At 66.4% G+C, this 26,513-nt stretch carries 21 protein-coding genes; 15 read left to right on the top strand and 6 right to left on the bottom strand.

The features are described from left to right. Positions 1-12 precede the first annotated feature (12 nt). A complete protein-coding gene (locus tag CT3_RS18670) occupies positions 13-2,001 on the top strand; it encodes a lytic transglycosylase domain-containing protein (RefSeq protein ID WP_066541013.1) in 1,989 nt (662 codons plus the stop codon). A gap of 159 nt (positions 2,002-2,160) precedes the next feature. On the opposite strand, the gene CT3_RS18665 is transcribed toward CT3_RS18670, so the two are convergent. Both CT3_RS18665 and CT3_RS18660 read right to left on the bottom strand, forming a co-directional pair. Next, the gene (locus CT3_RS18665) at positions 2,161-3,093 is read right to left on the bottom strand and encodes an MBL fold metallo-hydrolase (RefSeq protein WP_066541012.1); all 933 of its coding nucleotides are present in this window, start codon (positions 3,091-3,093) and stop codon (positions 2,161-2,163) included. 72 nt (positions 3,094-3,165) lie between these two features. Then, a complete protein-coding gene (locus tag CT3_RS18660) occupies positions 3,166-4,863 on the bottom strand; it encodes an AMP-binding protein (RefSeq protein WP_066541010.1) in 1,698 nt (565 codons plus the stop codon). 189 nt (positions 4,864-5,052) lie between these two features. Between CT3_RS18660 and CT3_RS18655 the strand changes: the two genes are divergently transcribed. Further along, positions 5,053-6,036 carry an esterase/lipase family protein gene (locus tag CT3_RS18655; protein ID WP_098065943.1) on the top strand — a complete coding sequence of 328 codons (984 nt, stop codon included), beginning with the start codon at positions 5,053-5,055 and terminating at the stop codon, positions 6,034-6,036. Between the two features lie 42 nt (positions 6,037-6,078). Here the strand turns inward: CT3_RS18655 and CT3_RS18650 are convergent, their stop codons facing one another. The 3 genes from CT3_RS18650 to hppD all read right to left on the bottom strand — a co-directional run bounded on the left by CT3_RS18650 (position 6,079) and on the right by hppD (position 10,974). After that, a complete protein-coding gene (locus CT3_RS18650) occupies positions 6,079-8,571 on the bottom strand; it encodes a DUF3772 domain-containing protein (protein ID WP_227657833.1) in 2,493 nt (830 codons plus the stop codon). 365 nt (positions 8,572-8,936) lie between these two features. Beyond that, positions 8,937-9,788, bottom strand: a complete 852-nt coding sequence (gene phhA / locus CT3_RS18645; RefSeq protein WP_066541007.1) for a phenylalanine 4-monooxygenase — start codon at positions 9,786-9,788, stop codon at positions 8,937-8,939. 58 nt (positions 9,789-9,846) lie between these two features. After that, positions 9,847-10,974: a 4-hydroxyphenylpyruvate dioxygenase gene (hppD, locus tag CT3_RS18640; protein WP_066541006.1), complete on the bottom strand. Its 1,128-nt coding sequence runs from the start codon at positions 10,972-10,974 to the stop codon at positions 9,847-9,849. 187 nt (positions 10,975-11,161) lie between these two features. On the opposite strand from hppD, the gene CT3_RS18635 reads away from it, so the two are divergent. From CT3_RS18635 to fabB, 6 genes are all read left to right on the top strand, one after another. Beyond that, entirely contained in the window at positions 11,162-11,644 is a 483-nt protein-coding gene (locus CT3_RS18635) for an Lrp/AsnC family transcriptional regulator (RefSeq protein WP_066541005.1), read from the top strand. A 213-nt stretch (positions 11,645-11,857) separates the two neighbouring features. After that, positions 11,858-12,562, top strand: a complete 705-nt coding sequence (locus CT3_RS18630; protein ID WP_066541003.1) for a GNAT family N-acetyltransferase — start codon at positions 11,858-11,860, stop codon at positions 12,560-12,562. A 213-nt stretch (positions 12,563-12,775) separates the two neighbouring features. After that, positions 12,776-13,642, top strand: coding sequence for a CorC family transporter (locus CT3_RS18625; RefSeq protein ID WP_066541001.1), 867 nt, complete (start codon positions 12,776-12,778; stop codon positions 13,640-13,642). A 206-nt stretch (positions 13,643-13,848) separates the two neighbouring features. Next, the gene (gene lnt, locus CT3_RS18620; protein WP_225608874.1) at positions 13,849-15,387 is read left to right on the top strand and encodes an apolipoprotein N-acyltransferase; all 1,539 of its coding nucleotides are present in this window, start codon (positions 13,849-13,851) and stop codon (positions 15,385-15,387) included. A 142-nt stretch (positions 15,388-15,529) separates the two neighbouring features. Further along, positions 15,530-16,054 (top strand): bifunctional 3-hydroxydecanoyl-ACP dehydratase/trans-2-decenoyl-ACP isomerase, encoded by a 525-nt coding sequence (gene fabA / locus CT3_RS18615; RefSeq protein WP_066540995.1) that lies wholly within the window; start codon positions 15,530-15,532, stop codon positions 16,052-16,054. Beyond that, positions 16,051-17,274, top strand: a complete 1,224-nt coding sequence (fabB, locus tag CT3_RS18610; RefSeq protein WP_066540994.1) for a beta-ketoacyl-ACP synthase I — start codon at positions 16,051-16,053, stop codon at positions 17,272-17,274. The genes fabA and fabB overlap by 4 nt, the downstream gene beginning before the upstream one ends. A gap of 149 nt (positions 17,275-17,423) precedes the next feature. Here the strand turns inward: fabB and CT3_RS18605 are convergent, their stop codons facing one another. Beyond that, positions 17,424-18,293 carry a LysR substrate-binding domain-containing protein gene (locus tag CT3_RS18605; protein WP_066540991.1) on the bottom strand — a complete coding sequence of 290 codons (870 nt, stop codon included), beginning with the start codon at positions 18,291-18,293 and terminating at the stop codon, positions 17,424-17,426. 232 nt (positions 18,294-18,525) lie between these two features. On the opposite strand from CT3_RS18605, the gene CT3_RS18600 reads away from it, so the two are divergent. From CT3_RS18600 to CT3_RS18570, 7 genes are all read left to right on the top strand, one after another. Further along, positions 18,526-19,572 (top strand): putative 2-aminoethylphosphonate ABC transporter substrate-binding protein, encoded by a 1,047-nt coding sequence (locus CT3_RS18600; protein WP_066541529.1) that lies wholly within the window; start codon positions 18,526-18,528, stop codon positions 19,570-19,572. Positions 19,573-19,705: 133 nt separating this feature from the next. Beyond that, positions 19,706-20,782 (top strand): ABC transporter ATP-binding protein, encoded by a 1,077-nt coding sequence (locus CT3_RS18595; RefSeq protein ID WP_066540990.1) that lies wholly within the window; start codon positions 19,706-19,708, stop codon positions 20,780-20,782. Further along, positions 20,782-22,557 (top strand): putative 2-aminoethylphosphonate ABC transporter permease subunit, encoded by a 1,776-nt coding sequence (locus CT3_RS18590; RefSeq protein ID WP_066540988.1) that lies wholly within the window; start codon positions 20,782-20,784, stop codon positions 22,555-22,557. The genes CT3_RS18595 and CT3_RS18590 overlap by 1 nt, the downstream gene beginning before the upstream one ends. Positions 22,558-22,673: 116 nt before the next feature. After that, positions 22,674-23,789 (top strand): TIGR03364 family FAD-dependent oxidoreductase, encoded by a 1,116-nt coding sequence (locus CT3_RS18585; RefSeq protein WP_066540986.1) that lies wholly within the window; start codon positions 22,674-22,676, stop codon positions 23,787-23,789. A 336-nt stretch (positions 23,790-24,125) separates the two neighbouring features. Then, complete coding sequence (locus CT3_RS18580) at positions 24,126-24,695, top strand: D-glycero-alpha-D-manno-heptose-1,7-bisphosphate 7-phosphatase (protein ID WP_066541526.1); 570 nt, start codon at positions 24,126-24,128, stop codon at positions 24,693-24,695. Between the two features lie 67 nt (positions 24,696-24,762). Continuing rightward, complete coding sequence (locus CT3_RS18575; RefSeq protein ID WP_066540982.1) at positions 24,763-25,536, top strand: lysophospholipid acyltransferase family protein; 774 nt, start codon at positions 24,763-24,765, stop codon at positions 25,534-25,536. A gap of 33 nt (positions 25,537-25,569) precedes the next feature. Further along, on the top strand, positions 25,570-26,424 hold the full coding sequence (locus CT3_RS18570) for a M48 family metallopeptidase (protein ID WP_066540978.1): 855 nt from the start codon (positions 25,570-25,572) through the stop codon (positions 26,422-26,424). Positions 26,425-26,513 lie beyond the last annotated feature (89 nt).

Raw genomic sequence — 26,513 nt, 5'->3', positions numbered from 1 at the left:
CATAATTCCCCCATGCATTGGCTGAAGATTCTGACACCGCTTTGCGCGGCCTCCCTGCTTTCCGTCGTTCCCTCTTTGGGTTTTACCCAGACGACCGGGGATGATGTGCTACTGCAAATGCAGCAAGCCTTCCGCAAGGGCGACAAAGCCGCGCTGGCGCGGCTGTTGCCGGCCGCCCAAGGCCATGCGCTGGAGCCCTGGGCCGCGTACTGGGAGCTGCGCGTGCGTCTGGATTCCGCCACACCGCAGGAGGTCCAGGCCTTTTTGCAGCGCTGGCGCGGTACCTACCAGGAAGACCGCTTGCGCAACGACTGGCTGCTGCAGCTGGGCAAGAACCGCGACTGGACCACCTTCGCGCAGCAGCACGCGGATTTCCGCATGCAGGACGACCGCGAGGTGCGCTGCTACGCGCTGACAGCGGATCTGCTGCAGGGCAAGGCACCGCAGAACATCGCGCAAGAGGCCGTGCGGCTGTGGCACACGCAGGGCGCGAACGACGACGGCTGCGCCAACCTGGCCGCCACGCTGTACGCCAACAAGCAGCTCAAGGAAGAGGTCATCTGGCAGCGTGCGCGCCTGGGCGCAGAACTCAACCGCCAGGGCCAGACCAGCCGTGCCGTGGGCATCGTCGCGCCGGAGATGCAATCCCAGGTGGGCGATGTGTTTGCCTCGCCCATCAAATACCTCAGCGGTACCAGCAAGAACGCGCGCGGCAATGTGCGGCGCGAACTGGCCCTGCTGGCCATCATCCGCATGGCCGCCAACGACCCGTCCCAGGCCGCCGACCAGATGAACGCGCGCTGGGCCAACCAGCTGCGCACCGAGGAACGCAACTGGGCCTGGGGCGTGATCGGCAAGATGGCCGCACGCAAGCTGGACCCCACGGCCGTGACCTACTTTGACAAGGTCACGCGCAGCAGCGATCTGGACGATGACGCCCTTGCCTGGAAGACCCGTGCCGCGCTGCGCGCCGGCAACTGGAGCCTGGCCCGCAAGGCCATCGACGGCATGAGCAGCACTGCCCAGGCCGACCCGAGCTGGGTCTACTGGAAGGCCAAGGCAATCGCCTCCGGCCGCGTGGTGACCGAGCACGAAAAGAACGAATCGCGCGCCCTGTTCGAGCGCATTGCCGGCGTGGACGGCTTTTACGAACAGCTGGCACTGGAAGAGCTGGGCCAGCGCGTGACCGTGCCGCCTGCCCCGCAGCCGCTGACGCCGGCGGAAAAAGAGGCGGCCGAGAAAAACCCCAGCCTGAGCCGCGCGCTGTACGCCATCCGCATGGGGCTGCGCAGCGAAGGCGTGCGCGAATGGAACTACGCCACCAACCTGCACGACAGCGGTGGCATGGGCGACCGTGCGCTGTACGCCGCCGCCGACCGCGCCTGCCGCGCCCAGGTGTGGGACCGCTGCATCAACACCAGCGAACGCACCCGCGGCTTCATGGACTGGAAGCAGCGCTACCCCATGCCTTTCCAGGAGACGGTGCTGGCGCGCTCGGGCAACATCGGGCTGGATCCTGCCTATGTCTATGGCCTGATCCGCCAGGAGAGCCGTTTCATCATGGATGCGCGCTCCGGTGTGGGCGCCTCCGGCCTGATGCAGGTGATGCCTGCCACCGCCAAATGGACGGCGCGCAAGATCGGCATGAACGACTTCACGCCCGGCATGATCAATGACCGGGACGTCAACATCCAGATCGGCACCGCCTACCTGAAGCTGGCGCTGGACGATTTCCAGGGCTCCATGGCCATGGCCGCTGCCGGCTACAACGCCGGCCCCGGCCGCCCGCGCAACTGGCGCAACGGTCCGGTGCTGGATGGTGCCATCTGGGCCGAGAACGTACCGTTCACCGAAACGCGTGACTATGTGAAGAAGGTACTGGCCAACACCACCAACTACGCCGCACTGATCACCGGCCAGCCCCAGAGCCTGCGCGCACGCCTGGGCACCGTCGGTCCCAAGCCGGTGGAGGCACCGGCCGACAACGCCGAGCTGCCGTGACTCCTCGTGTCCACCGGCACGCTGCTGGCGCTGGCCGCAACGCTGGTGCTGGGCTGGCGCGCCAGAAAGCCCTGAGCTAAGCACACCTGTGGTGGACCGCAAGCCGCTTTCCATGCCGTGAGACGGGGGAGGCGGCTTTTTTCATGGGGTGCCAAGCCGTCAGCGGTTGTGCAGCACCCCGCCCTGCACGGCGGCGGCGCCGGAGCGCTCCAGCTCGTGCACCAGGCTCTGTGCCCAGGCGGTGGGCGTGTCGGCGGCAAAGTAGCGGGTGTGCAGCGTGCGGAAGTAGGGGGTGGCCAGCATCCACCGGAGGGCGTCGGCCGCGGCAATCTGCTGCCATTCCAGCAGCTTGTATTTCAGCAGCACCTTGGCGGCGTAGCGCGCGTGTTTGCGCGGATCGGCCACAAAGCCGGTCAGCTTGCGTCGTGCCTCGGTCAGGGCTGCAGCCACATCGGTGAACAGCGCGCCGTGGCCGGGCAGCACCACGGCGGGCTGCAGTGCCTCGATGATGTCCAGCGTGGCACCGACCTCGGCAAAGGCGTGGATGCCTTCGATCTCGGGGAAGACCACGCCAAAGCCGTGCTCCCACAATGCATCGGCCGAGATCAGCAGGCGCCGCTCGGGCTCGAACAGGATGACGGAATGCGGGTCGTGGCCCGGTGCCGCATGCACCTGCCAGGGGCGGCTGCCCAGCATGACCTCGGTACCGGCCTGCAGCAGTCCCTCCACACGAAAGCGCGGACAGTCCTGGCCGGTGGGGCGGTAGCTCAGCCTCTCTTCGTCCCAGACGCGGACCGCGGCGGCTTCGCCTGGGGGGATCCAGGTCTGCACGTCCGGGTAGGCGGCCTGCAGCGCCGCATTGCCGCCGCAGTGGTCGCTGTGCAGGTGGGTGTTGAGGATGCGCGCCAGCGGCAGGGCCCCCAGGCTGTCCTGCACCAGGGCCACGGTCTGCTCGGCATGGAGGCAGTAGCCGGTGTCCACCAGCGCGGCGGCGCTGTCAGGCCCGCTCGCCTGGAACAGGTAGTTGTTGGCGGACAGCCAGCCGCGTTCGAGGACAGTGATTTCAGGCCAGAGCAGGGGGGCAGCAGTCATGCAGTCTCAGCAAAGCAAACCCCGCGCCACCGGAGCGGGGTGGGGGGCATAGAGGAGGCACAGCGGGCAGGATCAATGCGGCGCTGGCGCAGCCGGACTGCGCAGTTCGCGCCGCAGGATCTTGCCCACATTGGTCTTGGGCAGCTCGTCGCGGAACTCCACGAAGCGCGGGCATTTGTAGCCCGTGAGGTGGGCGTGGCAGTGGCGAATCACCGCTTCTTCGGTCAGCGATGGGTCATTGCGCACCACGAACACCTTCACGGCTTCGCCCGAATGTTCGTCCGGCACTCCGATGGCCGCACATTCCACCACGCCGGGGCACAGGGAGATGACGTTCTCGATCTCGTTGGGGAAGACGTTGAAGCCACTGACCAGGATCATGTCCTTCTTGCGGTCGATGATGCGGGTATAGCCTTGCTCGTCCATGACGCCGATGTCGCCGGTGCGCATGAAGCCGTCGGCGGTGAAGGTCTTGGCAGTTTCCTCGGGCTGGTTGTAGTAGCCGGCCATCACGTTGGGGCCGCGGATGCAGATTTCGCCGGATTCGCCCAGCGGGCGGTCGTTGCCTTCGTCGTCCTTGATGGTGATGTCGATGCCCGGCAGCGGCAGGCCGATGCTGCCGGTGAAATGCTGGGATGTCACCGGGTTGTTGGTGCCGATGGCGCAGGTCTCGCTCATGCCCCAGCCTTCGATCATGGGGCAGCCCGTCACCTGCTGCCACTGCTTGGCCGTGCCTTCGCTGGCGGCCATGCCACCGGCCTGCGAGGCGCGCAACTGTGAAAAGTCCAGCGTGCGGAACTTGGGGTTTTGCAGCAGGGCGTTGAACAGCGTGTTCACCGCCGGCAGGAGGTGGAATGGCCGCTTGGCCAGCACATCGACAAATTTGGGGATGTCGCGCGGGTTGGGAATCAGGCTCAGGCTGGAGCCCTGGCGAATGGCGAGCAGGCACAGCGTGAGCGCGAAGATGTGGTACAGCGGCAGTGCGGCGATGCTGTGGACTTTCGACAGGTCGGGCAGGCCCTTGAGCGCGGGGGCAAACCAGGCTTCGGCCTGCAGCGTGGCGGCGATGATGTTGCGATGGGTCAGCACTGCGCCCTTGGACAGGCCGGTGGTGCCGCCGGTGTACTGCAGGAAGGCGATGGAGTCGTGCGTGGCCTGGCTGGGCTGCAGCGTGCGGTTGGCGCCCTGGGACAGCGCATCGCGGAAGTGGGTGAGCGTGCGCCCTTGCAGCGGCAGATCGAAGGGCGGCACCATCTTGGCCAGGTGGCGCACGGCAAAAGTGATCCAGCGGCCGAACACCGGGCCCAGCAGATCTCCCATGGAGGTCAGGCAGACATGCCGGACCTGGGTGCGCTCCAGCACCTGGGCCAGCGTGTGGGCAAAGTTCTCCAGAATCACGATGGCCGTGGCGCCGGAATCCTTGAGCTGGTGTTCCAGTTCGCGCGGGGTGTAGAGCGGGTTCACATTCACACAGGTGTAGCCGGCACGCAGCACGGCGGCCATGGTCACCGCGAACTGCGGCACATTGGGCAGCATGATGGCCACGCGAGCACCGGGCTCCAGTCCCAGGGTTTGCAGCCAGGCGCCCAGGCGGGCGGAGAGCCGGTCCAGTTCGGCATAGTCCATCCACACATCCATGCAGACCGAAAACGGATGGCTGGCATGGCGCTTGAAGGACTCCTCCAGCAAATCGGCCACCGAGCGGTACTGGGTGGTGTCTATGTCAGCGGGCACGCCTTCGGGGTAGTGCTGCAGCCAAATGCGGTCCATGCTTTCTCCTGTTGCGGGGAAATGGGTGACAAAAAGTGTGTCCATTCTGTGTGGCTGCCTGGGCTGCGCCATCGGGCTTGTCCTAGGGATTAGGGAAGGTCCGCAAAGTGCGCGCGGGGCGGCACAGGCCTGCATGGTCACAATGCAGGCAGGAGGAACTGACCCATGGTGGCCTGGTGGTTGCGGGGAATGACGTTGCTGAATCTGGCAGTGCTGGTGGTCTGGCTGGCCTGGGCCTGGCCGCAATCGGTGCCATGGGCGCTGGGCGGGGCGTTGCTGTGGGCGCTGGCGGGGCGCTGGTGGCTGGGGCAGCAGTTTGTCTGCCTGGCCCTGGTGCGGCGCAGCCGGGGCGAGCCGCCGCTGCCGCTGGCGACGCTGTTGCGGGCCTGGAATGCGGAATGCCGCGTGTCGCTGCGCGCCTTTGGCTGGGACATGCCCTGGGCCGAGCACGCCCAGGCGGACTATGTGCCCGATCGTCCGCCGGGCCGGCCCGTGGGCAGCGCTGGCGTGGTGCTGGTGCATGGCTGGCTCTGCAACCGTGCTATCTGGGCCGATGCGCTGCACCAGCTGCGTGCCGCAGGGGTGCCCTGCATTGCGGTCAGCATGCCGTTGCTGCTGCACCGTGTGGGCACGGGCCGGGCGGTGCTGGACGGTGCGGTCCGGCGCATGCAGGCGGCCACGGGCCGGGCGCCGGTGGTGGTGGCGCACAGCATGGGCGGGCTGGTGGTACGGGACTGGTTGCGCAGCCTGACGGATGCCGATGCCCCCCACCGCCCGCAGCAGGTGGTGACGGCGGGCAGCCCCCACCACGGCACCTGGATGGCTTACTGGGCACTGGGGCCGAATGTGGCGCAGATGCGCCCCGGCAACGCCTGGCTGCAGCAACTGCAGCGGGACGAGGCACGGCCCGGCAGCACGGCCAGCCGGGTGCAATGGCATTGTGCGCTGTCCGATACGGACAATATGGTCTTCCCCGGCACCACGGCCTTGCTGGAAGGCGCCACGCCGCTGTGGCTCAACGGCATGGCCCATGTGGAGATGCTGCAGGCCCCGGCGCTGTGGACGCTGGTGCGCCAACTGGTGGCGCAGGAGCCACAGGCCCGGCCAGCGGGGCGCCCGATGGGTGGGATAGAGACCGGGACTGCGCAGGCCGAGGCCCGGTCCATCATGTAGACGGCTGTACCCGGCGCTGCCTGTGCGCAAGGCGGTGCGGGGTCAGGCGGTTGGCGTATGGCTGGCGGGCTCAGGCGCAGCGGGCGTGGTCGGGGGCACCGGCGCCGCATCGGCCCGGTTGCGCACCAGGTGGATGTCCGTGGCCGAGGACAGCGCAATGCCTTGCTCGGCGGTCTGGCGCAGCAGCTCGAACAGCAGGTCGCTGCGCGTGCTGTAGACCTGGCGCGGGCTGGAGACATGGCCGAAGCTGGTGATGTTGATCACGCTGCCACTGAGCGAATCCACGTACATCGACGGAGCCGGGGCCTCCAGCACGGCTTCGTGGCTGCGGTAAATGCCCAGCAGCAGTTCCTTGAGGCGGACCACATCGGTGCTCAGCGGCACCGCAAAAGCGATGGAAATGCGGCCCAAGGCGCCGTCCATCGTCAGGTTCTGCACGGACTTGGTGATCAGCTCGGAGTTGGGAACGATCAGGGTGGACTTGTCGTCGGTCTGGATCTCGGTGGCCCGCACGCTGATGCGGCGGATATCGCCCACCTGGTCGCCGATGCGCACGCGGTCGCCCAGCTTTACCGGGCGCTCGGCCAGCAGGATCAGGCCGGAGACAAAGTTCTGCGTGATGGCTTGCAGACCGAAACCGATACCCACGGACAGCGCACTGGCCAGCAGCGCCACTTTCTCAAAGCCGATGCCCAGTGCGGCCAGCGTCCACAGGCCCGAAAGGATGATGCCCACATAGCGGGCCACCGTGCTGATGGAGTTGCGCGCGCCGATGTCCAGATCGGTCTTGGGCAGATAGGTTTCCACCAGCCAGTGCTGCAGCACGCGGAAGACGGTCAGGCCGATCACCAGCACCACCAGTGCGCGGCCGATGGCCATGGGCTTGAGCACGGTGTCTCCCACCGGCAGCCCACCCTGGGCGGCGCTGGCCGTCCAGCCCAGCAGGCTGCTGGCATTGCCAAAAGGCGCAGTCAGTGCGGCCAGGCCCAGCAGCAGCAGGCTGACGCGCAGCAGGGCCGACAGCAGCACGCCCACCTGTTCCACCCGGGTGGGGCGCAGCCCCATGCCCTGGGCCAGACCGCGGCCGGGGCGGCTGTCCGGTGAGAAGAACCAGGTGCACAGGTCGTCGGCAAACTTCATCAGCAGCGACGTGGCCAGCACCACCACGGTGATCCACACCATCTGCGTGGCCACGAACACCGAGAAGTTCAGATAGCCCAGCAGGGCCGCCACCAGGGCGGCCAGCACCGTCAGATGCCCGCCCAGCCAGGCGAACATCAGCCAGCTGCTGCGCTGCACGGGACGGCCGGCGTCCCCATGTTCGCCCTTGATGGCGGGCGCGGCCAGGCGCTGGCGCTGCTGGGTGATGGTGACCAGCACCGACAGGATCAGGCCCACATAGGTCAGCGCGATCAGCCCGTCCAGCGCCACTGTGCTCACCGCGCTGGTGCGTGCGGCAATGTCCACGGCATTGAGCATCATGGCGAACCAGGTCAGGAAGGCGGCACCCCAGGCATAGCGGGTGAGGGTGGGGGCGGCAATGTCGTCGATCGCCAGCAGGCGCCAGCTGGGGCGCTTGGGCACCAGCGTGCTGGCACTGATGGACAGGAAGAAGGCCGCCACAAAGGCCGCCTGGATCCAGGCGTCGGCCACACTTTGCAGGCGCGGCGTGATGGCATCGATGGCACGCAGGTGTTCGATGAACACCAGGCTGGCCAGGCCGGGCAGCACCGTGCCCACCAGCAGCAGCCACACGGCCAGGCCGGTGCGCCGCAGGCGGCCGTCCGGGGCGCGCTCCGACGCGGCATAGCGGTAGCCCAGGTGGCGCAGGCCCATGCGCAGCGGGAACAACAGCAGCAAGGCCAGCACGATGCCGCGCAGCGGCATGGCCCAGCCATGTTCGGCAATCGCCGCGCGGAAGCTGGCCTGGCCCAGGCGGGTGAGCCCGCTGATGCGCTGCAGGTCCAGCGGCAGCTGTTCGGAGAACTGTTTCCACAGCGCGGGCGACAGCGGCGACAAGGCCTTGCTGGCGATCTGGGCGTTGAACTGCTGGGTGCGCAGCTTCTCGATGGATTCGGCCGTCTGCGCAGCTTCCACCGACAGCAGTTTCCCGCGCTTGATGGCGGAGTCCAGGTCGCCGTGTTCCTGGGCCAGCTCCTTGCGCTGGCGGGTGAGGTCGGTGCTTTCCTCCACCCCTTCGACCTTGGTGCCGAGCTGCTCCACCCGCTGGTCCAGCTGCTTGAGCAGCGGCTCCAGGGCGGTGACGGCGGCATCGGCGTCGCGCTTGGATTTCAGCGCCTGATCGGCCAGGACCTGCAGCGTGTCCGAGGTCTCGGCGTCGTCCAGCGATTTGCGCACCTTGTCGAGCGAGGCCGCGGCGGCCTGGATCTGTGCCTGTGGCGTGACCTGGGGTTCGGGAGGGAGCAGCGCGTCGGCTGCATGGGCCACACCCATGCAGCCCAGCAGGGCCAGATGCAGGGCCAGCAGCCAGCGCAGCAGGCGGGTGGGGCAAAAGGACAGGATGGAAGTCGGCACAGTCAAAGCGGTGAAAAACAAGGGGTGCGGTGGATGGGACACAGGCGCTGCGCGCGGCACAGCCGTGCCGGCCTGCGCAGAAAATCCGATGGTCGTGACTATAGGCACTGTACGTGCATAGCGGTTTCGGCGTGTGACGCCTGGACGGGACGGCGCCGCTGCGGCAGGTTCCTGGGTCGCAGATGCCGGCCTTGTGCGGCGTACGGGCGGGAGCGGCGCGCAGGCCTGCTGCTTGCAAAAGGGGAGCTGCCGGTGGGGTTGTGCGGGCGGTTGGTGATGCAAATGCACACCAAATGAAGCACGATCGCACAGCAGCTGCTATGAAAAACAGACTGCTCCCAGCGGCATGTGCCGCTGAGCGCGGTTCAGACCGGAATGCTGGCTTCGCCTGGCAGCCGTTCATCGGCCGCGATCTCCGGCAGCTGACGCAGGCGGTCATACAGCGGTGCAAAGTCGCTGCTGGCAAAGTCCAGCAGCTGCTGCAGGTCGTCGATGACGAAATAGGTGTGCTGGTAGTCGTCGATGCGGTAGCGCGTGCGCATGGTGCGCTCCAGCTGCAGTGGCAGGCGCTGGGGAATGGGGCTGGTCACGCTGTAGGCCAGCTCGCCGGCGGAGCTGAGGATGCCCGCGCCATAGGCCTTGATGCCGTCGGCTTCACGCACCAGGCCGAATTCGATGGTGTACCAGTACAGGCGCGCCAGCAGCTCGGTGGCGCCCAGGTCGGCCGCCTTGAGCCCCCCCGCGCCGTAGGCCTGCATGTAGTCGGCCAGCACCGGATGAAAGAGCAGCGGCACATGGCCGAACAGGTCGTGAAAGATGTCCGGCTCGACGATGTAGTCCAGCTCGTCCCGGGTGCGGATCCAGTCAGTCACCGGAAACCGGCGCTGGCTGAGCAGGCGGAAGAAATCCACTTCCGGAATCAGACCGGGCACGCCGACGAGCTGCCAGCCGGTGGCAGCCTGCAGGCGGGTGTTGATGTCCTCGAAGTGTGGAATGCGCTCGGATGCCCCGAGCAGGGGCAGGCAGGCGATGAAGTCGCTGCTGGCCCGCCCGGGCAGCAGCGCCCGCTGGCGGGCGTAGAGCTGGCGCCAGGTGGCGTGCTCCACCTCGGTGTAGGCCGCATAGTTCTGCGTGCAGGTGTAGTCGCTGGCCGCACGGCTGTAGTCTCCGCGCGGCGGGCGGCTGGACTGGCCGTAGACGACAGGGCGGACTTCCATGGTGGCTCTCCTGACAGATTGGATATCGCAACGTGGCTGGAAGTTCTGGTGTCCCCGCTCAGAGCACACCCCGGCGCATCTGGTCGAGTTCGATGCTCTCGAACAGCGCCTTGAAGTTGCCGTTGCCAAAGCCGTCGTCGCCCTTGCGCTGGATGAACTCGAAGAAGATCGGCCCGAGCTGGTTCTCGCTGAAGATCTGCAGCAGCAGCTTCTGGCCCGTGCCGTCGATCAGGATCTTGCGTCGCTTCAGCTCGGCCAGCGGCTCGCCATGCTCGGGCAGGCGCTTGTCGATCAGTTCATAGTAGGTGTCGATGGTGTCGAGCAGGCGCACGCCGCTGGCACGCAGGTGGTCCACGGTGGTGTACAGGTCGTCCGAGCCCATGGCGATGTGCTGGATGCCTTCGCCCTGGTACATGTCCAGGTACTCCTGGATCTGGCCGGCTTTTTCTTTGCCTTCCTCGTTGATGGGGATGCGGATCTTGCCGCAGGGGCTGGTCATGGCCTTGCTCTTGACGCCGGTGACCTGGCCTTCGATGTCGAAGTACTTGATCTCGCGGAAGTTGAACAGGCGCTCGTAGAAGCTGGCCCATTCCACCATGCGGCCGCGGTGCACGTTGTGCGTCAGGTGGTCGATATAGGTCAGGCCATGGCCGGGTACGTGCAGCATGTCCTGGCTGCTGATGCCCGGCAGGGGCACAAAGTCCACGTCAAAGAAGCCGATGTTGCCGATGTCGCCGGGTTGTGCGTCGCCTTTGCCGCGCCAGCGGTCCACCAGGTAGATCAGGCTGTCCCCCACGCCCTTGATGGCGGGGATGTTCAGCTCGCCCGGGGTGGCCGTGCCGGCATAGCCCCAGGCGCCCAGGGCGATGGCGCGCTCATAGGCGGCCTTGGCATCGTGCACGCGGAAGGCAATCGCGCAGACGCTGGGGCCGTGCAGGCGGGCAAAGCGCTGGGCAAAGCTGTCGGGCTCGGCGTTGACGATGAAGTTGATCTCGCCCTGGCGGTACAGCAGCACGTTCTTGTGGCGGTGGCGGGCCACGGCACGAAAGCCCATGCTTTCGAACACCTTGCCCATGGCCTGGGGGTCGGGGGCGGCAAATTCGATGAACTCGAATCCGTCCGTGCCCATGGGGTTGTCCCAGGCGGAGGTGCTGTCGGAAGCGGCGGCGGGCAGGGGGGCGTTCATGGCGGTCTCCTGTGTGCTGTGGGGCAGTGATGGTCACCAATGTAGATTTGCTGCGCGTCAAGAAAGCTGCGTCCTGTGCGGAAGGCAGGTGGTGGGTGGCAGGAAAAATGCGTCGAATGTGGTTTTGCTGCATATTTCCCAAGCATCTAGGGTTAATACTTAGCTGTTTGGTATAAAATCCTGCGTCATGAGTTCACTCCACGCAATAGACAAGCTTGACCGCGCCATCCTGCGCCGGTTGATGGAAAACGGGCGCGAAACCTATGACGTCATCGGCGAACAGGTGGGCCTGTCGCCCAGTGCCGTGCTGCGCCGGGTCAAGCGGCTGGAGGAGTGCGGCGTCATCGACCGCTATGTAGCCCTGGTACCGCCCGAAAGCGTGGGCCTGGGCCTGACGGCCTATCTGAACGTGCGCCTGGAGAAGAACACCGAGACGCACAAGCGCAACCCCATGGACCTGTTCAAGGCCAGTGTGCAGACTTGGCCTGAAGTGGTGGAATGTGCTTCGCTGACCGGAGAGATGGACTATCTGCTGCGCGTGGTGGTGTCCGATATGCAGCACTACAGCCGCTTCATCATGGATACGCTGCTTAAGCACCCCAGTGTGTCGGATTGCAAGACCAGCTTTGTGCTGGACCGTGTCAAGGGCACTACGGCAATTCCGCTGTAACTGCGGCCCCGACCGAAGGGGCTGCTTGTGGCAGCGCAAACAAGGGCGGTGCAGGGGTAGATCCCGGGTAAACCCTGTGGCAATGTTGCCACCGGACGGCGGAACGTCCTTATTTATGTTGCAATGCAGCAATTCGTGCGGGCCGGCACTTTCCGGCCACAGGTTGGTCAACGTGCCCCGAGGGGCCCTAAACGGAAAGAGTGGGGAAGTGTCATGAGCAGTGAATGGCTGTCTGCCTCGTTGAGAGCAGGATCGAGCATCTTTTTGCCCCGGTTCGCCTCGAACCGCCTGCCCAGTCTGGTGCCCATCCGCGAGCTGGCACCGCGCCACCGCGACCGCATCCTGGCCCACCTGCTGAAGCTGGACACCGGTGACCGCTATCTGCGCTTCGGCTACGCCGCCAATGACGAGCAGGTCAAGCGCTATGTGGAACAGCTCGATTTCGAGCGCGACGACATCTTCGGCATCTTTAACCGCCGCCTGGAGCTGGTGGCCATGGCCCATCTGGCGTATGTGGACCTGGCCAACCACAGCAACTGCGCCGAGTTCGGCGTGTCCGTGCTCAAGAGCGCCCGGGGCAAGGGCCTGGGTGGCCGTCTGTTCGAGCGTGCGGCGCTGCATGCGCGCAACCATGGCGTGGACATGATGTTCATCCATGCACTGTCCGAAAACACGCCCATGCTGAAGATTGCCCGCAGCGCCGGGGCCAAGGTGCAGCGTGACGGCACCGAGTCGGAAGCCTATCTGCAGCTGCCGCCGGGCGATTTCGACTCGCGCATGGCGGAGATGGTGGAGACCCATGTGGCCGCCGTGGACTACCAGTTCAAGAAGCAGGCCAAGCAGTTCTGGGAGATCCTGGCCGATGTGCAGGAAATCCGCAAAGGTGTGCAGGAAGGCCGCCACCAGGCCGGCGAGTAAGGTTTGACTCTCTGTCATCCCCAAGGGCTGCCCATGCTGGGCGGCCCTTTTTCATGGGCAGGCCATGCCTGCCCTGGGGGCCTGCGGTGGGCCGGCGTGCACCATGCCGCAGCAGTGCCTGGGGCATGGGCTTGCGGGGTGCATGGGGCCTGTGCGGGGGAATCCGCTATCCTAGGAGCCTGTTTCACTACCGCACGTCCTGCACCTCTGTCTGTGTCAGACCCCCACCCGCAGCGCTCTTCCGACCGCGAAGACAAGCGCAGCTTTCTGCAGAAAGTCGTCGAGTTCATCAATCCCGGTCCCGACAGTCCCGGTGAACTCATCGAAACCCTGGCGGATGCCGAAGACAACGAAGTCATTGGCGCCGACTCCCGCGTGATGCTTGAAGGCGTCATCCGCATGGCCGACATGACAGCCGGTGATGTGATGGTGGCCGCGCCGCGCATCGACTTTCTGGACATCAACGAAACCTACGAAGCCCTGCTGCACCAGGTGATCACCACGGCGCACTCGCGCTTTCCGGTGTACGAGGGCGAGCGGGACAACATCATTGGCGTGCTGCTGGCCAAGGACCTGCTCAAGCTGCAGCGCTCGCCGGGCCTGAACCTGCGCGCGCTGCTGCGACCGGCCATTTTTGTGCCGGAGAGCAAGCCGCTCAACGATCTGTTGCGCGTTTTCCGCAGCAACCGCAACCACCTGGCCATGGTCATCGACGAGTTCGGTGCCACGGCCGGTCTGGTGACCATCGAGGATGTGCTGGAAGAGATCGTCGGCGAGATCGAGGACGAATTCGACATTCCGGAGGAAGAGGGCGACATCTTTGCGCTGGCCGATGCCACCTACCGTGTCGCCGGCCGCACGCCGGTGGAGCGCGTGGCCGAATTCTTCGGCGTGGCGCTGGTGGCCCGCGACCCGGAAGAGGAGTTTGACACCATCGGCGGTCTGGTGGCCCATGCGCTGGGCCATATGCCGCGCCGCGGCGAGCACTGGGAGAGTGCCGGTCTGCGCTTTGAAGTGCTGCACGCCAAGGGCGGCGCGGTGCACTGGTTCAAGGTCACGCGCCTGGGCTCGGGCGATTAACTGCTAATCTGCGGGGCCCGCGCCGCTTTGGCGCAGCCTTTGCGGTGGCAGAGCGTCCTGATCCTGGAACCAGGGAGCTGCCGCCGGGGCCCCCCCGCGCCGTGCCAGCTGTTCCCTGACTTCACCCGCCCATGCCTTCCGTGTTTGCCCCTTCTTCCCACACCGCTGCCACCCACCGTTTTCTGGGTTGGGGCTGGTCCGCCGGCATGCTGCTGGCCGGTGAGCTGCAGGCCATGTCCCTGGCCTGGCCGGGTTCGGGTCAGGCCCTCTGGTGGCTGCAGCTGCTGAGCCTGGCGGCACTGGCGACCGGCCTGCTGCATGCGCCCACGGCGCGCAGCGCGGCCTGGCGCGGTTTTGTCTTTGCCACGGCCTGGCTGGCAGGCACCTTCTGGTGGCTGTTCATTTCCATGCACACCTATGGCGGCCTGCCGGCGCCGCTGGCGGTGCTGGCGGTGCTGGCGCTGGCGGCCTTTTTGGGCGCGTACTACGCGATTGCCGCCTGGGGCTTTGTGCGCCTGCGGCCCATGCAGCCTGCCTGGGCTGCCCTGGTGTTTGCCGCCTGCTGGACGCTGGCGGAGCTGGCGCGCGGGACGCTGTGGACCGGTTTTCCCTGGGGCGCTGCCGGCTACGCGCATGTGGACGGGCCGTTGGCGGCCCTCCCACGCTGGGTGGGCGTCTACGGCACGGGCGCTGTCGCGGCCTGGTTGGCCATGCTGCTGGCCCAGATGCTGGCTACGCCGGCACGCCGTGCGCTGCGCTGGGCAGCCCCGCTGGTCCTGACGGCCGGTGCCGTCGCCGGTTTAGGGGTCTGGCAGCAACGGGCGCTGGCCGAAGGCGATGCCCAGGCCCTGGCCGAAGGCCGCCCGGTGCTGGACGTGGCCTTGCTGCAAGGCAATATTCCGCAGGATGTGAAGTTCGAGCCCGGCGAAGGCATCGCGCTGTCGCTGAACTGGTACGGCCGCCAGTTGCTGCAGCCGGCCGCGCCGCTGGTGGTGGCGCCCGAAACCGCCATTCCGCTGCTGCCGCGCCAGCTGCCCGAAGGCTATCTGGATGCCGTCACCGCGCCCTACCGCTACCAGGAAGCTGGAACCGGCGCCCATGCGGCGCTGGTGGGCATGCCGCTGGGCGACGAGGAGCAGGGCTACGCCAATGCGGTGGTGGGCTGGCAGCCCGGTGCAGGTAGCAGCTACCGCTATGACAAGCACCATCTGGTGCCGTTTGGCGAGTTCATTCCCCCGCTGTTTCACTGGTTTGTGCGCATGATGCACATTCCGCTGGGCGACTTTGCCCGGGGCGCCGTCGCCCAGCCTCCCATGCTGTGGCAGGGCGAGCGCCTGGCGCCGAATATCTGCTACGAAGATTTGTTCGGCGAGGAGCTGGGCGCACGCTTTGCCGACCCGGCCCAGGCGCCCACGGTGTTCGTGAACATCAGCAATATTGGCTGGTTTGGTGACAGCCCGGCCATTGACCAGCATCTGCACATTAGCCGCATGCGCTCCTTGGAATTCGAACGCCCCATGCTGCGCGCCACCAACACCGGCGCTACAGTGGCGATCGATCACCGCGGGGTGGTCACCCACCAACTGCCGGCTTTCGAGCGGGGCGTGCTGCTGGCCACCACCCAGGGCAGGGAACATTTGACCCCCTATGCCCGCTGGGTGGCTGCGGCCGGTCTGTGGCCGCTGGGCCTGCTGTGCGCCGCTGTGCTGGCGCTGGCGGGGTGGCTGCTGCGCCGCAGCAAATAGAAAGTTCGACCTGGGTCACAGGGTTTGTGGTGCACGGACAACAAAGAGCTTCGATAATGCCCGCCTGCGGCGCCCGTACACTCAGCGGCGAGCACAACATAAAAACGCGCTGGCAATCCGCCGCGCTGGAGTAAGTTTGACAATGGCCGAATCTTTTTCCTACGAACAACTGATCGCTTCCGGTGAAGGCAAGCTGTTTGGCGCCGACAGTGGCCGCCTGCCCCTGCCTCCCATGCTGATGTTCGACCGCATCACCCATATCTCGGAAGATGGCGGTGCCCATGGCCTGGGCAAGATCGTGGCCGAACTCGACGTGAACCCCGATCTGTGGTTCTTCAAGTGCCACTTCCAGGGCGACCCTGTCATGCCAGGCTGCCTGGGCCTGGACGCCATGTGGCAGCTGATCGGTTTTTACCTGACCTGGCTGCGCTTGCCCGGCCGCGGTCGCGCCCTGGGTGCCGGCGAAGTGAAGTTCACCGGCGAAGTCGGTCCCGACGTCAAACTGGTGACATACGAGATTGATATCAAGCGGGTGATCAAGCGCAAGCTGAACATGGCCATTGGCGATGCACGCCTGCTGGCCGATGGCAAGGAAATCTACGTGGCCAATGACCTGCGCGTGGGTCTGTTTCTGCGCGAAGGGGACGGCCAGGGAACGGCAGCATGAGCAAGAAGCGGGTAGTCATCACCGGCGCGGGCATCGTCTCGTGCATTGGCAACGACCTGGAGACGGTCGAAGCGTCGCTGCGTGCCAGCCGCTCGGGCATCAAGGCCGTGGCCAAGTTCACCGAACTGGGCTTGCGCAGCCAGGTGGGCGGTGTGCCGGAAATCGACATCGAAGCACGCATTGACCGCAAGCAGCTGCGCTTCATGGGCGACGCTGCGGCCTACTCGCAAATTGCGCTGGAAGACGCCATCAAGCAGGCCGGGCTGACGCCCGAGCAGGTGAGCCATCCGCGCACCGGCCTGATCATGGGCTCCGGCGGCGGCTCGCCGGCCAACCAGATCGAGGCGGCAGACACGCTGCGCGAGAAGGGCATCCGCCGCGTGGGACCGTACCAGGTCACGCGCTGCATGAGCTCCACGGTGTCGGCCTGCCTGGCGACCAATTTCAAGGTCAAGGGCATCAACTACTCCATCACCTCGGCCTGTTCGACCTCGGCCCACTGCATCGGTGCGGCGGCCCAGCAGATCGCCTGGGGCATGCAGGACGTGATGTTCGCCGGCGGCGGTGAAGAGTTGTCCTGGGGCATGTCGCTGCTGTTTGACGGCATGGGTGCCATGTCCAGCAAGTACAACGAGACGCCCGAGAAAGCCTCGCGCGCCTATGACGCCAACCGCGACGGTTTTGTGATTGCCGGCGGCGGCGGTGCGGTGGTGCTGGAAAGCCTGGACCACGCCCTGGCCCGCGGCGCCCACATCCTGGCGGAAGTGGTGGGCTTCGGTGCCACCAGCGACGGTGAGGACATGGTGGCTCCTTCGGGTGACGGCGCCATTGCCTGCATGAAGCAGGCCATGGAAAACGTGGACGCGCCCGTGGACTACATCAACACGCATGGCACATCGACCCCGGTGGGCGATATGCAGGAAGTGCGTGCCATGCGCGAGCTGTTCGGCGACAAGGTGCCTCCGTTTTCGTCCACCAAGTCACTGACCGGCCACTCGCTGGGTGCGACGGGCGTGCAGGAAGCGATCTACTGCCTGATCATGCTGAACAAGGGCTTTATCGCCGGTTCGGCCAATGTGGAAACGCCCGATCCGCTGCTGGGCGATATGCCTCTGGTCACGACCACGCGCGATGCCCAGCTGAAGACCGTGCTGTCCAACAGCTTTGGCTTCGGTGGCACCAACGCATCCCTGCTGCTCCAGCGCTGGGACGGCCAGTAAGCCGACTGCGGCCCCGCCGATTGCAGCCCAACCGGTTGCGGACCGGAGTGGCCTCCATGACAAAGCCCTGTGTGCACACACAGGGCTTTTTTCTTGTGGCCGGTTGGCCCATCAGCCCATGACAGGTGCTGCCGACGCACAGGGCGTGGTCAATGTGGGCGTTCCCGGCTGGCGGCAAGGAAGGCCGCAATCAGAGGCGCCTGGCTGCGGCTGTGCAGGCAGTACAGGTATTCGGGCAGGTGGGGCACGCTGCCGGCAAAGGCCAGTACCACCAGGTCGGGGTGTGCCGAGGCCTCATGCCGGGCAAACACGCTGATGCCCATCTGGCGAATCACGGCCTCGCGTATGGCCTCGCGGCTGGCAATCTCCAGCACGCGGCCCGGAGGCACGCCGGCGTCGGCCAGCAGCTGCTCGGTCAGCCGGCGGGTCACCGAGCCGGGCTCGCGCAGGATCAAGGTTTCGCCGGCCAGATCCGCCACGTCCACGGACGGGCGGCGTGCCAGACGGTGGCTGCGGTGCACCAGCAGGGCCAGCGGGTCCTGGCCCAGTTCCAGCCGCAGCAGGCGTGGATCGCTTTCCGGGGTGGACGAGGTGGCCAGATCCACCTGGTAGGCCGCCAGTGCCTGGCCCATCTGCTGGGAATTGCCGCTGACCATCGACACCTGCACGCGCGGGTACTGCTGGGCAAAGCGCTGCACGATGTCCAGCACGTAATACGGTGCCGTGGCCCCGATGCGCAATTGCCCGCCCTGGCTGCCATCGCCTGCGTGGCGCAGCGCCGACTCCACCTCCACGGCGCGCAGCAGCAGCAACTCCACCTGCGGCAGCAACTGCAGGCCTTCCCCAGACACGGTCAGCCGCCCGCCCTGGCGGTGGAACAGCTCCACGCCGTAATGCGCCTCCAGCGCGCGGATCTGCGTGGTGACGGTGGGCTGGCTCAGCCCGAGGTGGCGTGCCGCCAGCGTGATGCTGCCCAGCCGGGCCACCCAGAAAAAGGATTGCAGTTGCGTGACGAACATGGTGTGTGGCGCCGTCCGGCAGGGACGGCTGCCGCATTTCACCATGGCGGCCTGGACCGTGGCGCATCTCCCACTGCGATGGGGACCCAAATTTGCCAATAGGCGCTTCGGCAGATTTCGGCTCTGTGACACGCAGATTTCACATGCGATTTCTAGAGTGCAGGGCAGGGAGTTGGCCGTGTGGGTCGGCTCCGCAAAGGTTTCCATTCCCACCATTTTTCAGGAATCTGCCATGCGCCATGCCCTTGTTTCCCGCCCCCGCCGCCTTGCCCTGTGGACCGCTGCTGCCTGTGCGCTGCTGGGTGTCGCCGGCCAGGCGCTGGCCGCCAAGACCGAGCTGCTGGTCTATTCGGCCCTGGAAGCCGACCAGATCAAGGCCTACAAGGTCGGTTTCGAAAAAGTGCACCCCGAGATCGAGCTGAAGTTTGTGCGCGACAGCACCGGCATCATCACGGCCCGCCTGCTGGCCGAGAAGGCCAATCCCCAGGCCGACGTGATCTGGGGGGTGGCGGCCACGTCGCTGATGCTGCTGGACAAGCAGGGCATGCTGGCTCCCTACGCCCCCAAGAACCTGGGCAAGGTGCGCGCCACCATGCGTGACCCGGCAGCCACGCCCACCTGGGTGGGCATGGATCTGTGGTCGTCGGCCGTGTGTGCCAACACCGTGGAGGCAGCCAAGCGCAAGCTGCCTGCCATCACCAGCTGGGCCGATCTGACCAAACCCGAATTCAAGGGCACGATCACCATGCCCCACCCGGCTTCCAGCGGTACCGGCTACCTGATGGTGGCGGCATGGCTGCAGATGATGGGTGAGGACAAGGGCTGGGCCTATATGGACGCGCTGCACCAGAACATAGGCGTCTATACCCACAGCGGCTCCAAACCCTGCCGCCAGGCCGGTGCGGGTGAGTTCCCCGTGGGCCTGAGTTTCGAGTACCGGGCCAACAAGACCAAGAAGGACGGTGCGCCCATCGACATCGTCTTCCCCAGGGAAGGCCTGGGCTGGGACGTGGAAGCCACGGCCATCATGAAGACCAGCAAAAAGCAGGAGGCCGCCAAGGCCCTGGCCGACTGGGCCGTGACGCCCGAGGCCAACCAGCTCTATGCCGCCAACTTTGCCGTGCTGGCCTTGCCCGAGGCCCAGGAAAAGCATGAATTCATTCCGGCCGATCTGGAAAAGCGCCTGGCCAAGAACGACTTCAACTGGTCGGCCGCCAACCGCGAGCGCATCCTGACCGAATGGGCGCGCCGCTATGAAGCCAAGGCGGAAAAGAAGTAACCACCGCTGGTGCCTTCTCTCTGTGGCCCATGGTGCATGGAGGGGAGGTGGGCACGCTCTGCAGAACGGCCTGGCCATGGCGCCGTGGCCGGGCGGGTGGGCTGTCTGTTGTTTTTGACGTTGAAAGAGATACATGCTGCGCATTGACCATATTGCCAAGCAGTACAAGGACACGCCCGTGCTGCGCGGCATCGACCTGGCGGTCGATGGCGGCGAGTTCGTCAGCCTGCTGGGGCCTTCTGGTTGCGGCAAGACCACGCTGCTGCGCATTCTGTGCGGCATTGAGCAGGCGGACGAGGGCCGAGTCCTGTTTCAGGGCGAGGACATCACGCGCTGGCCGGCGGCACGCCGGGGATTCGGGGTGGTGTTCCAAAGCTATGCACTGTTCCCCAATCTGACGGCGGCGCAGAACGTGGCGTTCGGCCTGCGGGGGCAGCCTGCGCACCAGGTCCAGGCCCGTGTGCAGGAAATGCTGGCCCTGGTGGGCCTGGGCGCGCAGGCGCAGCGCTACCCGGCACAGCTGTCCGGCGGGCAGCAGCAGCGTGTTGCACTGGCCCGTGCGCTGGCCCCCCGCCCCCGCTTGCTGCTGCTGGATGAGCCCCTGTCCGCACTGGATGCCCAGGTACGCACCGAGCTGCGCAGCGAGATCCGCCGGCTGCAGCGTCAGCTGGAGATCACCTGCATCATGGTCACGCACGACCAGGAAGAGGCGCTGTCCATGGCGGACCGGGTGGTGCTGATGCACCAGGGGCGTATCGAACAGCAAGGCTCGCCCGAGCAGCTCTATGCCCAGCCGGTCAGTCACTTTGCGGCCGGGTTTGTGGGGCGCATGAACCTGCTGCCCGCGACGGCGGAGGTGGGTCACATGGTGCGCGTGGGGGAAGGACGGCTGGATTGCAGCACGGCGGGTTTTGTACCCGGTGATGCGGTGCTGGTGGGTGTCCGGCCCGAAAGCGTGGTGCTGCACCCGGCCCAGCCGATTGCACTGGCCAATCTGTTCCGCGCCCGGGTGATGGAGTCCTCGTTCCTCGGTTCGATGGTGCTGGTGCGGGTGTGCAGTCCCACGCTGCAATGCCAGATCGATGTGCAATGGCCGCTGCGCCACGATGCCCGGCTGCCCGACTGGTTGCAGGGGGAGGTGCTGGTGGAACTGCCCGCCGCAGCGCTGCAGGTGCTGGCGGCGCCAGAGGCCTTGCGGAGGGCTGCATGATGACGGCCGCGACACCGGCCCTGCCACTGGGGGCCGATCCGGTGGTCCCCTCTGCAGTGCCGCACACTGCCCGGCGCCACCAGGATGCAGGTCCTGCCGCGCCGCGGCCATCCCGCACCTTCCATGGGGAAAGGCTCTGGCTGGGGGTGCTGGTGCTGGGCCTGCTGGGTGTGCTGCTGATCGCGATTGCCTTGCCGGTGGGGGCGCTGCTGGGCCGCAGTTTCTGGTCGGCCGACGGACAGTTCTCGGGTCTGGCGCAGTACATGGCGTATGCCCGAACACCGGGGGTGGCGCAGTCCCTGTTCAACAGCCTGTGGCTCTCGGCCACCAGCAGCACGCTGTGTGTGGCGCTGGCCTATGGCTATGCATACGGTGTGGTGCGCAGCTGCATGCCGCTGGCCGCATGGTTCCGCGCCATCGCCCTGGTGCCGCTGCTGGCGCCGTCGCTGCTGATGGCCATCAGTCTGATCTACCTGTTCGGCGCCCAGGGGCTGCTGAAAAGCTGGTTGTTGGGTGGTTCGGCTTACGGGCCTTTCGGCATCATCCTGGGCTCGGTGCTGTGGACTTTTCCGCATGCACTGATGATTCTGTGCACCACGCTGGCGTCGGGCGATGCGCGGCTGTATGAGGCCGCAGCCACGCTGGGTGCGGGCCGCTGGCGCAGCTTCTGCCAGGTCACGCTGCCGTCCAGCCGCTACGGGCTGCTGATTGCCTGGATCGTGGTGTTTGTGCTGGTGGTGACGGACTTTGGCGTGCCCAAGGTGATTGGGGGCAACACGCCCATGCTCGCCACCGATATCTACAAGCAGGTGATTGGCCAGCACAACCTGTCCATGGGCGCAGTGGTGGCCATGCTGCTGCTGGTGCCTGCCGGCCTAGCGTTCGCTGCCGAACGCCATCTGCGCGCGCGCCAGGCCGCCACCATGGCGGTGCGTGCCACACCGCTGGTGCCGCAGCCTGCGGCGCTGCGGGACCGTGCGTTGCTGCTGTACTGCAGCCTGGTGGCCATGGGGCTGCTGGCGGTGATGGGCACGGCCGTGCTGGCTTCGCTGGTCACCTTCTGGCCCTACAACCTGAGCCTGGGGTTCAGGCACTACCAGTTCGACATGATGGACGGTGGCGGTTGGGCCAGTTATGGCAATTCGCTGGCGATGGCGGCGGCCACTGCGGTGGTGGGCGCGCTCCTGAGTTTCCTGAGTGCCTACCTGGTGGCCAAACCGACGGGGTGGGCGCGTGCGCGCCAGTGGCTGCATGCCGTGGCCACGCTGCCGATGGCGGTGCCAGGGCTGGCGCTGGGGCTGGGCTACATCCTGTTCTTCAATGCCGCCAGCAATCCGCTGCACTTTCTGTATGGCTCGCTCGGCATTCTGGTGCTGTGCTCGGTGGCGCATTTCTTTTCGGTGGCGCACATCACCCAGCTCACGGCCTTGCAGCAACTGGATGCCGAATATGAGCGCGTGGCCGATTCCATGGGCGTGCCGTTCTGGACGGTGCTGTGGAGGGTACACCTTCCGGTGTGCCTGCCGGCCGTGATGCAGGTGGCGGGCTACTTCTTTGTGAATGCCATGACCACGGTATCGGCTGTCGTCTTTCTGTATGCACCCGAAACCTCGCTGGCCTCGGCGGCGGTACTGGCCATGGACGATGCCGGCGACATTGCACCCGCCGCCGCCATGGCGACGCTGATCTTTGCCACGGCGGCGGTCGGCCGCCTGCTGATTGCCGCGCTGGACGGCTGGACGCAAAAACGCACCCAGCACTGGCGCCACCGCTGACCGCGCCGCGCGGCCCGTTCCCCACTCTCCTCCCGTGGACTTCCCTGTGCCCTGCCTTCTGGTGGGGCGCCAGGGCGCTCCTTTGCCTTTTGTTTCCTCTCTTGGCTGTTCATGCTATGAAAAATTACGATCTGATCGTCGTCGGTGCCGGTATCGTCGGCCTGGCCCATGCCTATACCGCGGCGGTCCGCGGCAAGTCCGTGCTGCTGATTGAACGCGACAGTGCCTGTCTGGGTGCCTCCATCCGCAACTTCGGCTTTGTCACCATCACCGGCCAGCGTGCCGGTGACCACTGGCAGCGGGCCCTGCGTTCACGCGCCATCTGGGCCGATGTGGCGCCGCAGGCGGGGATCGATGTGCTCCACTCCGGCCTGTGGCTGACCGCACGCCGCCCGGCGGCGGCGGCTGTGCTGGAGGCCTTCATGCGCACCGACATGGCCGTGGACTGTGCGCTGCTCACGCCGGCCCAGGCCGCCGAGCGCCACCCTGCACTGCGCACCGGGGGGCTGCAATCGGTGCTCTACAGCCCGCACGAGCTGCGTGTGGAGTCCCGCACCGCCATTCCGATGCTGGCGCAGTGGCTGCAGCAGGCGCTGGGGGTGGATTTCCGCTTCAGCGAGACCGTGACGCAAGTGGCCACGCCGCGTGTCACCACGTCACGCGGCAGCTACCACGCCGAGCGTGTGGTGGTCTGCAACAACGCCGATCCCGGAGGCCTGTTTGCAGACGCCTGGACGGAGCACCAGGTGCAACTGTGCCAGTTGCAGATGCTGCGGGTGCAGCCACAGGCCGGTTTTGCGCTGCAGGGTTCGGTCATGGGCGATCTGAGCCTGGTCCGCTACGAAGGCTATAGCGCACTGCCGGAGGCGGCGGCGTTGCGTGCCGAGCTGGAGCGGGACGAGGCCGAAAGCCTGGCCCATGGCATCCACCTGATCGCCGTGCAAAGCGCCGATGGTTCACTGGTGGTGGGTGACTCCCACCACTACGGCCCGGCGCCGTCGCCTTTTGCCAGCGAGGCGGTGGACCGGCTGATGCTGCGCCATCTGCGCGAAGCATTGCATCTGGAAGGCGACCACGTGGTGGAGCGCTGGGTGGGGACCTACCCGGTGTCGCCCGATGCGCCCTGCCTGGTCAAGGCCCCTGACGATGCGACGCGGGTGGTGGCTGTGACCAGCGGTTCGGGGGCCAGCACGGCGTTTGGCCTGGCCGAAGAAGTGTGGAGCGGCTGGTAAACCGGAGGAAGCTGCCGCGCAGCTGACAGTGGCGGCTGCGGACTGAAATTCGACCGGGTACCGGGACCCACCGCAAAAACCCGGGTGTTGGCAATCCGGAAAAGCGCAGGCTGCGCTGGAATGTTGCGCAAAAAGAAGTGGCTTCCCTGCGGGAGGCACTGCTGCGGCGAGCGAATAGTTGCTGCGCTGCATCATTGGTGGATGCTAACGGGCGGTTGCACCTGCACGCTGGGCATGGCGCCCTAGAATGCGTGCAGGCGCTGGGCCGGTTTTTGCACGCAAAGCCGGGTCTGGCGGTTTTGTCTGACACCGCTGCGGGTTTTGCCCGAATCCACCATGAAGCTCGCGATCCTGGACCGAATTGGCACCCTTCACCCCGAGGGGGAGGACGCCGTGGTGGGCGCGCGCGATTGGCAGCCCCAGGCCGGGGTGCTGGACGCGATTGCCCAGCTCAACCGTGCCGGCTGGCATGTGGTGGTCGCCACCAACCAGCCGGGGTTGGGGCGGGGCAACTTCGATGTGAACGAGCTCAACGCCGTGCACCAGCGCATGCAGCGCGAACTGGCCACTGCCGGCGCCCGGGTGGAGGCCGCATTCTTCTGTCCCCATGCTCCGGATGAAGGTTGTGCCTGCCGCAAGCCCGCGCCGGGTCTGCTGCAGCAGATTGCCGTCCGCTACGGGGCCGAGCCGCATGAAATATGGGTGATTGGCCAGGACCACGCCCATCTGCAGGCTGGAGCGGCCATCGGTGCCCACCTGGTGTGGGTGGAGCAGGGCAGTGGCGTGGCCACCATGCCGGCACCGCCCCTGCCACAGGCGGTGCAGCACTATGCCGACTGGGCGGAACTGGCCCAGGCTCTGGCCCCTGCGGCGACCGAAGCGCCGGCACCGTCCCCTTCCGTCTGACGCAAAACCGCGCAAGCCTTATCCTCTAGGGTCTGACGCCTGTGTCAACCGACTGTTTCTGACATCCATGCCTTTTCTCCGTTCCCTGTTGCACATGCTGTTCATGTGCGTCACCGTCATTCCCTACACCCTGGTCATCCTGCTGCTGCGGGTGTGCGGTGCCTCGCCCGACGTGCGCTGGAAAGTGGCCCGGGCCTGGTTGGCACTGTGCGTGGACGCGTCGGGCTGGTTCTGCGGTGTGCGCTACCGTGTGCAGGGCATGGAGCATCTGCCGAACAGCGATACCGACGGCGTGGTGCTGCTGTCCAAGCACCAGTCGACCTACGAGACCTTCCTGCTGCCGGCCATCATGCCGCGGCCGCTGGCCTATGTGTTCAAGAAGGAGCTGCTGCAGATTCCGTTCTTCGGCTGGTCCATCGGCAGCCTGGACATGATCCACATCGACCGCAAGCACGGTTCGCGCGCGTTCCACAAGGTGGTGGAGCAAGGCAAGCGCCTGCTGGAAAAAGGGGTATGGGTCATCATGTTCCCCGAGGGAACCCGCGTGGCGCGCGGCGAAGTGGGGGAATACAAGACGGGCGCCACCCGCCTGGCCATCATGGCCGGCAAGCCGGTGGTGCCGGTGGCGGTGACGTCGGCCAAATGTTGGCCACGCAAGGCATTTGTCAAGACCCCCGGCGTGGTGGACGTGTCCATTGGCAAGCCCATTCCCACGGTCGGCCGCAAGCATGAAGAGCTGATGGCCGAGGTGCAGGCCTGGATCGAAGCCGAGATGCGCCGCCTGGACCCGGAGGCCTACCCGGCCGTCCCTGCGCCGCTGCCCGCACCTGCGCAGGGCTGAGCCACCGCGCGCGTACGGTCCACGGCAGGCTGCATGCCCCATCGCTTTTCCACTCCAGCCCGGCGTGCGCCAGCGGCACTGGCTTCTGTCGCGAAGCCGGTGCCACAGGCGGGTGGCCAGGCGCTGCTGTGGGGCGGGAAGGACTTTCAGCACCCCGCGGCCACGCACCAGATTCTGCTGCGGGACGGCACGCGTGTGGCCTACCGGCTGGAGCGCGCCATGCGTCGCAGCATCGGTTTTCAGGTGGGCGCAGAAGGCCTGGTCATCCGCGCACCGCGCTGGATCTCGCTGGAGCAGCTCGACGCTGCAATCCATGAAAAAGCGCGCTGGATTGTGCAAAAGCTGCAGGAACAGCGCGAACGCACCGACCAGGCACAGGCCCAGCGCATCGCCTGGGCCGATGGCGCCGTGCTGCCTTTTCTGGGCGGCCAGATCACCTTGCACCTGCACCCGGCTGCACCGCGCGGCGGAAGTTTGCTGGCGGTAGGTGAAGGCGCCTGGGCGCTGCATCTGCCGTTGGCCGCGGACGCCGGTGCCGCCCAGGTGCGCGCTGCAGTGGCCGCCTGGTGGCTGCGCCATGCGCGCAACCTGTTCACCGAACGCCTGCGCCACTATGCCCCGCAACTGCGGGTGCAGTGGCGCAGCCTGCGCCTGTCCAACGCGCGCACGCGCTGGGGCAGCGCCAAGAGCGACGGCAGCATCATGCTGAACTGGCGCTTGCTGCACTGTCGCATGGCGGTGCTGGACTATGTGGTGGTGCATGAGTTGTCCCACCTGCGGGTGATGGACCACAGTCCGCGCTTCTGGGCCACGGTGGCAGAGGCCAGCCCCGACTATGCGGCCTTGCGGGCCGAGCTGCGCGAGCACGCTTCACCGTTGTGGGCCTGAGCGGCGGTGTCAGGTGGTTGGAAAGCGCCGCCCCTGCAAATGGGTGGCGCCGATGAGCGGTGGAGTCCCCGGCAAATAGCGGGGGGCGG

The organism is Comamonas terrigena NBRC 13299, from assembly GCF_006740045.1.
GTDB lineage: Bacteria > Pseudomonadota > Gammaproteobacteria > Burkholderiales > Burkholderiaceae_C > Comamonas > Comamonas terrigena.
The sequence above is the reverse complement of the archived record's forward strand: the minus strand, read 5'-3'. Positions and strand labels throughout refer to the sequence as shown.

Excerpts from the sequence above, each read along its gene's own strand:
- CT3_RS18670 (WP_066541013.1), top strand. The coding sequence starts at position 13 with ATGCATTGGCTGAAGATTCTGACACCGCTTTGCGCGGCCTCCCTGCTT.
- CT3_RS18665 (WP_066541012.1), bottom strand. The coding sequence starts at position 3,093 with ATGACTGCTGCCCCCCTGCTCTGGCCTGAAATCACTGTCCTCGAACGC.
- CT3_RS18660 (WP_066541010.1), bottom strand. The coding sequence starts at position 4,863 with ATGGACCGCATTTGGCTGCAGCACTACCCCGAAGGCGTGCCCGCTGAC.
- CT3_RS18655 (WP_098065943.1), top strand. The coding sequence starts at position 5,053 with ATGACGTTGCTGAATCTGGCAGTGCTGGTGGTCTGGCTGGCCTGGGCC.
- phhA (WP_066541007.1), bottom strand. The coding sequence starts at position 9,788 with ATGGAAGTCCGCCCTGTCGTCTACGGCCAGTCCAGCCGCCCGCCGCGC.
- hppD (WP_066541006.1), bottom strand. The coding sequence starts at position 10,974 with ATGAACGCCCCCCTGCCCGCCGCCGCTTCCGACAGCACCTCCGCCTGG.
- CT3_RS18635 (WP_066541005.1), top strand. The coding sequence starts at position 11,162 with ATGAGTTCACTCCACGCAATAGACAAGCTTGACCGCGCCATCCTGCGC.
- CT3_RS18630 (WP_066541003.1), top strand. The coding sequence starts at position 11,858 with ATGAGCAGTGAATGGCTGTCTGCCTCGTTGAGAGCAGGATCGAGCATC.
- lnt (WP_225608874.1), top strand. The coding sequence starts at position 13,849 with ATGCTGCTGGCCGGTGAGCTGCAGGCCATGTCCCTGGCCTGGCCGGGT.
- fabA (WP_066540995.1), top strand. The coding sequence starts at position 15,530 with ATGGCCGAATCTTTTTCCTACGAACAACTGATCGCTTCCGGTGAAGGC.
- fabB (WP_066540994.1), top strand. The coding sequence starts at position 16,051 with ATGAGCAAGAAGCGGGTAGTCATCACCGGCGCGGGCATCGTCTCGTGC.
- CT3_RS18605 (WP_066540991.1), bottom strand. The coding sequence starts at position 18,293 with ATGTTCGTCACGCAACTGCAATCCTTTTTCTGGGTGGCCCGGCTGGGC.
- CT3_RS18600 (WP_066541529.1), top strand. The coding sequence starts at position 18,526 with ATGCGCCATGCCCTTGTTTCCCGCCCCCGCCGCCTTGCCCTGTGGACC.
- CT3_RS18595 (WP_066540990.1), top strand. The coding sequence starts at position 19,706 with ATGCTGCGCATTGACCATATTGCCAAGCAGTACAAGGACACGCCCGTG.
- CT3_RS18590 (WP_066540988.1), top strand. The coding sequence starts at position 20,782 with ATGACGGCCGCGACACCGGCCCTGCCACTGGGGGCCGATCCGGTGGTC.
- CT3_RS18585 (WP_066540986.1), top strand. The coding sequence starts at position 22,674 with ATGAAAAATTACGATCTGATCGTCGTCGGTGCCGGTATCGTCGGCCTG.
- CT3_RS18580 (WP_066541526.1), top strand. The coding sequence starts at position 24,126 with ATGAAGCTCGCGATCCTGGACCGAATTGGCACCCTTCACCCCGAGGGG.
- CT3_RS18575 (WP_066540982.1), top strand. The coding sequence starts at position 24,763 with ATGCCTTTTCTCCGTTCCCTGTTGCACATGCTGTTCATGTGCGTCACC.
- CT3_RS18570 (WP_066540978.1), top strand. The coding sequence starts at position 25,570 with ATGCCCCATCGCTTTTCCACTCCAGCCCGGCGTGCGCCAGCGGCACTG.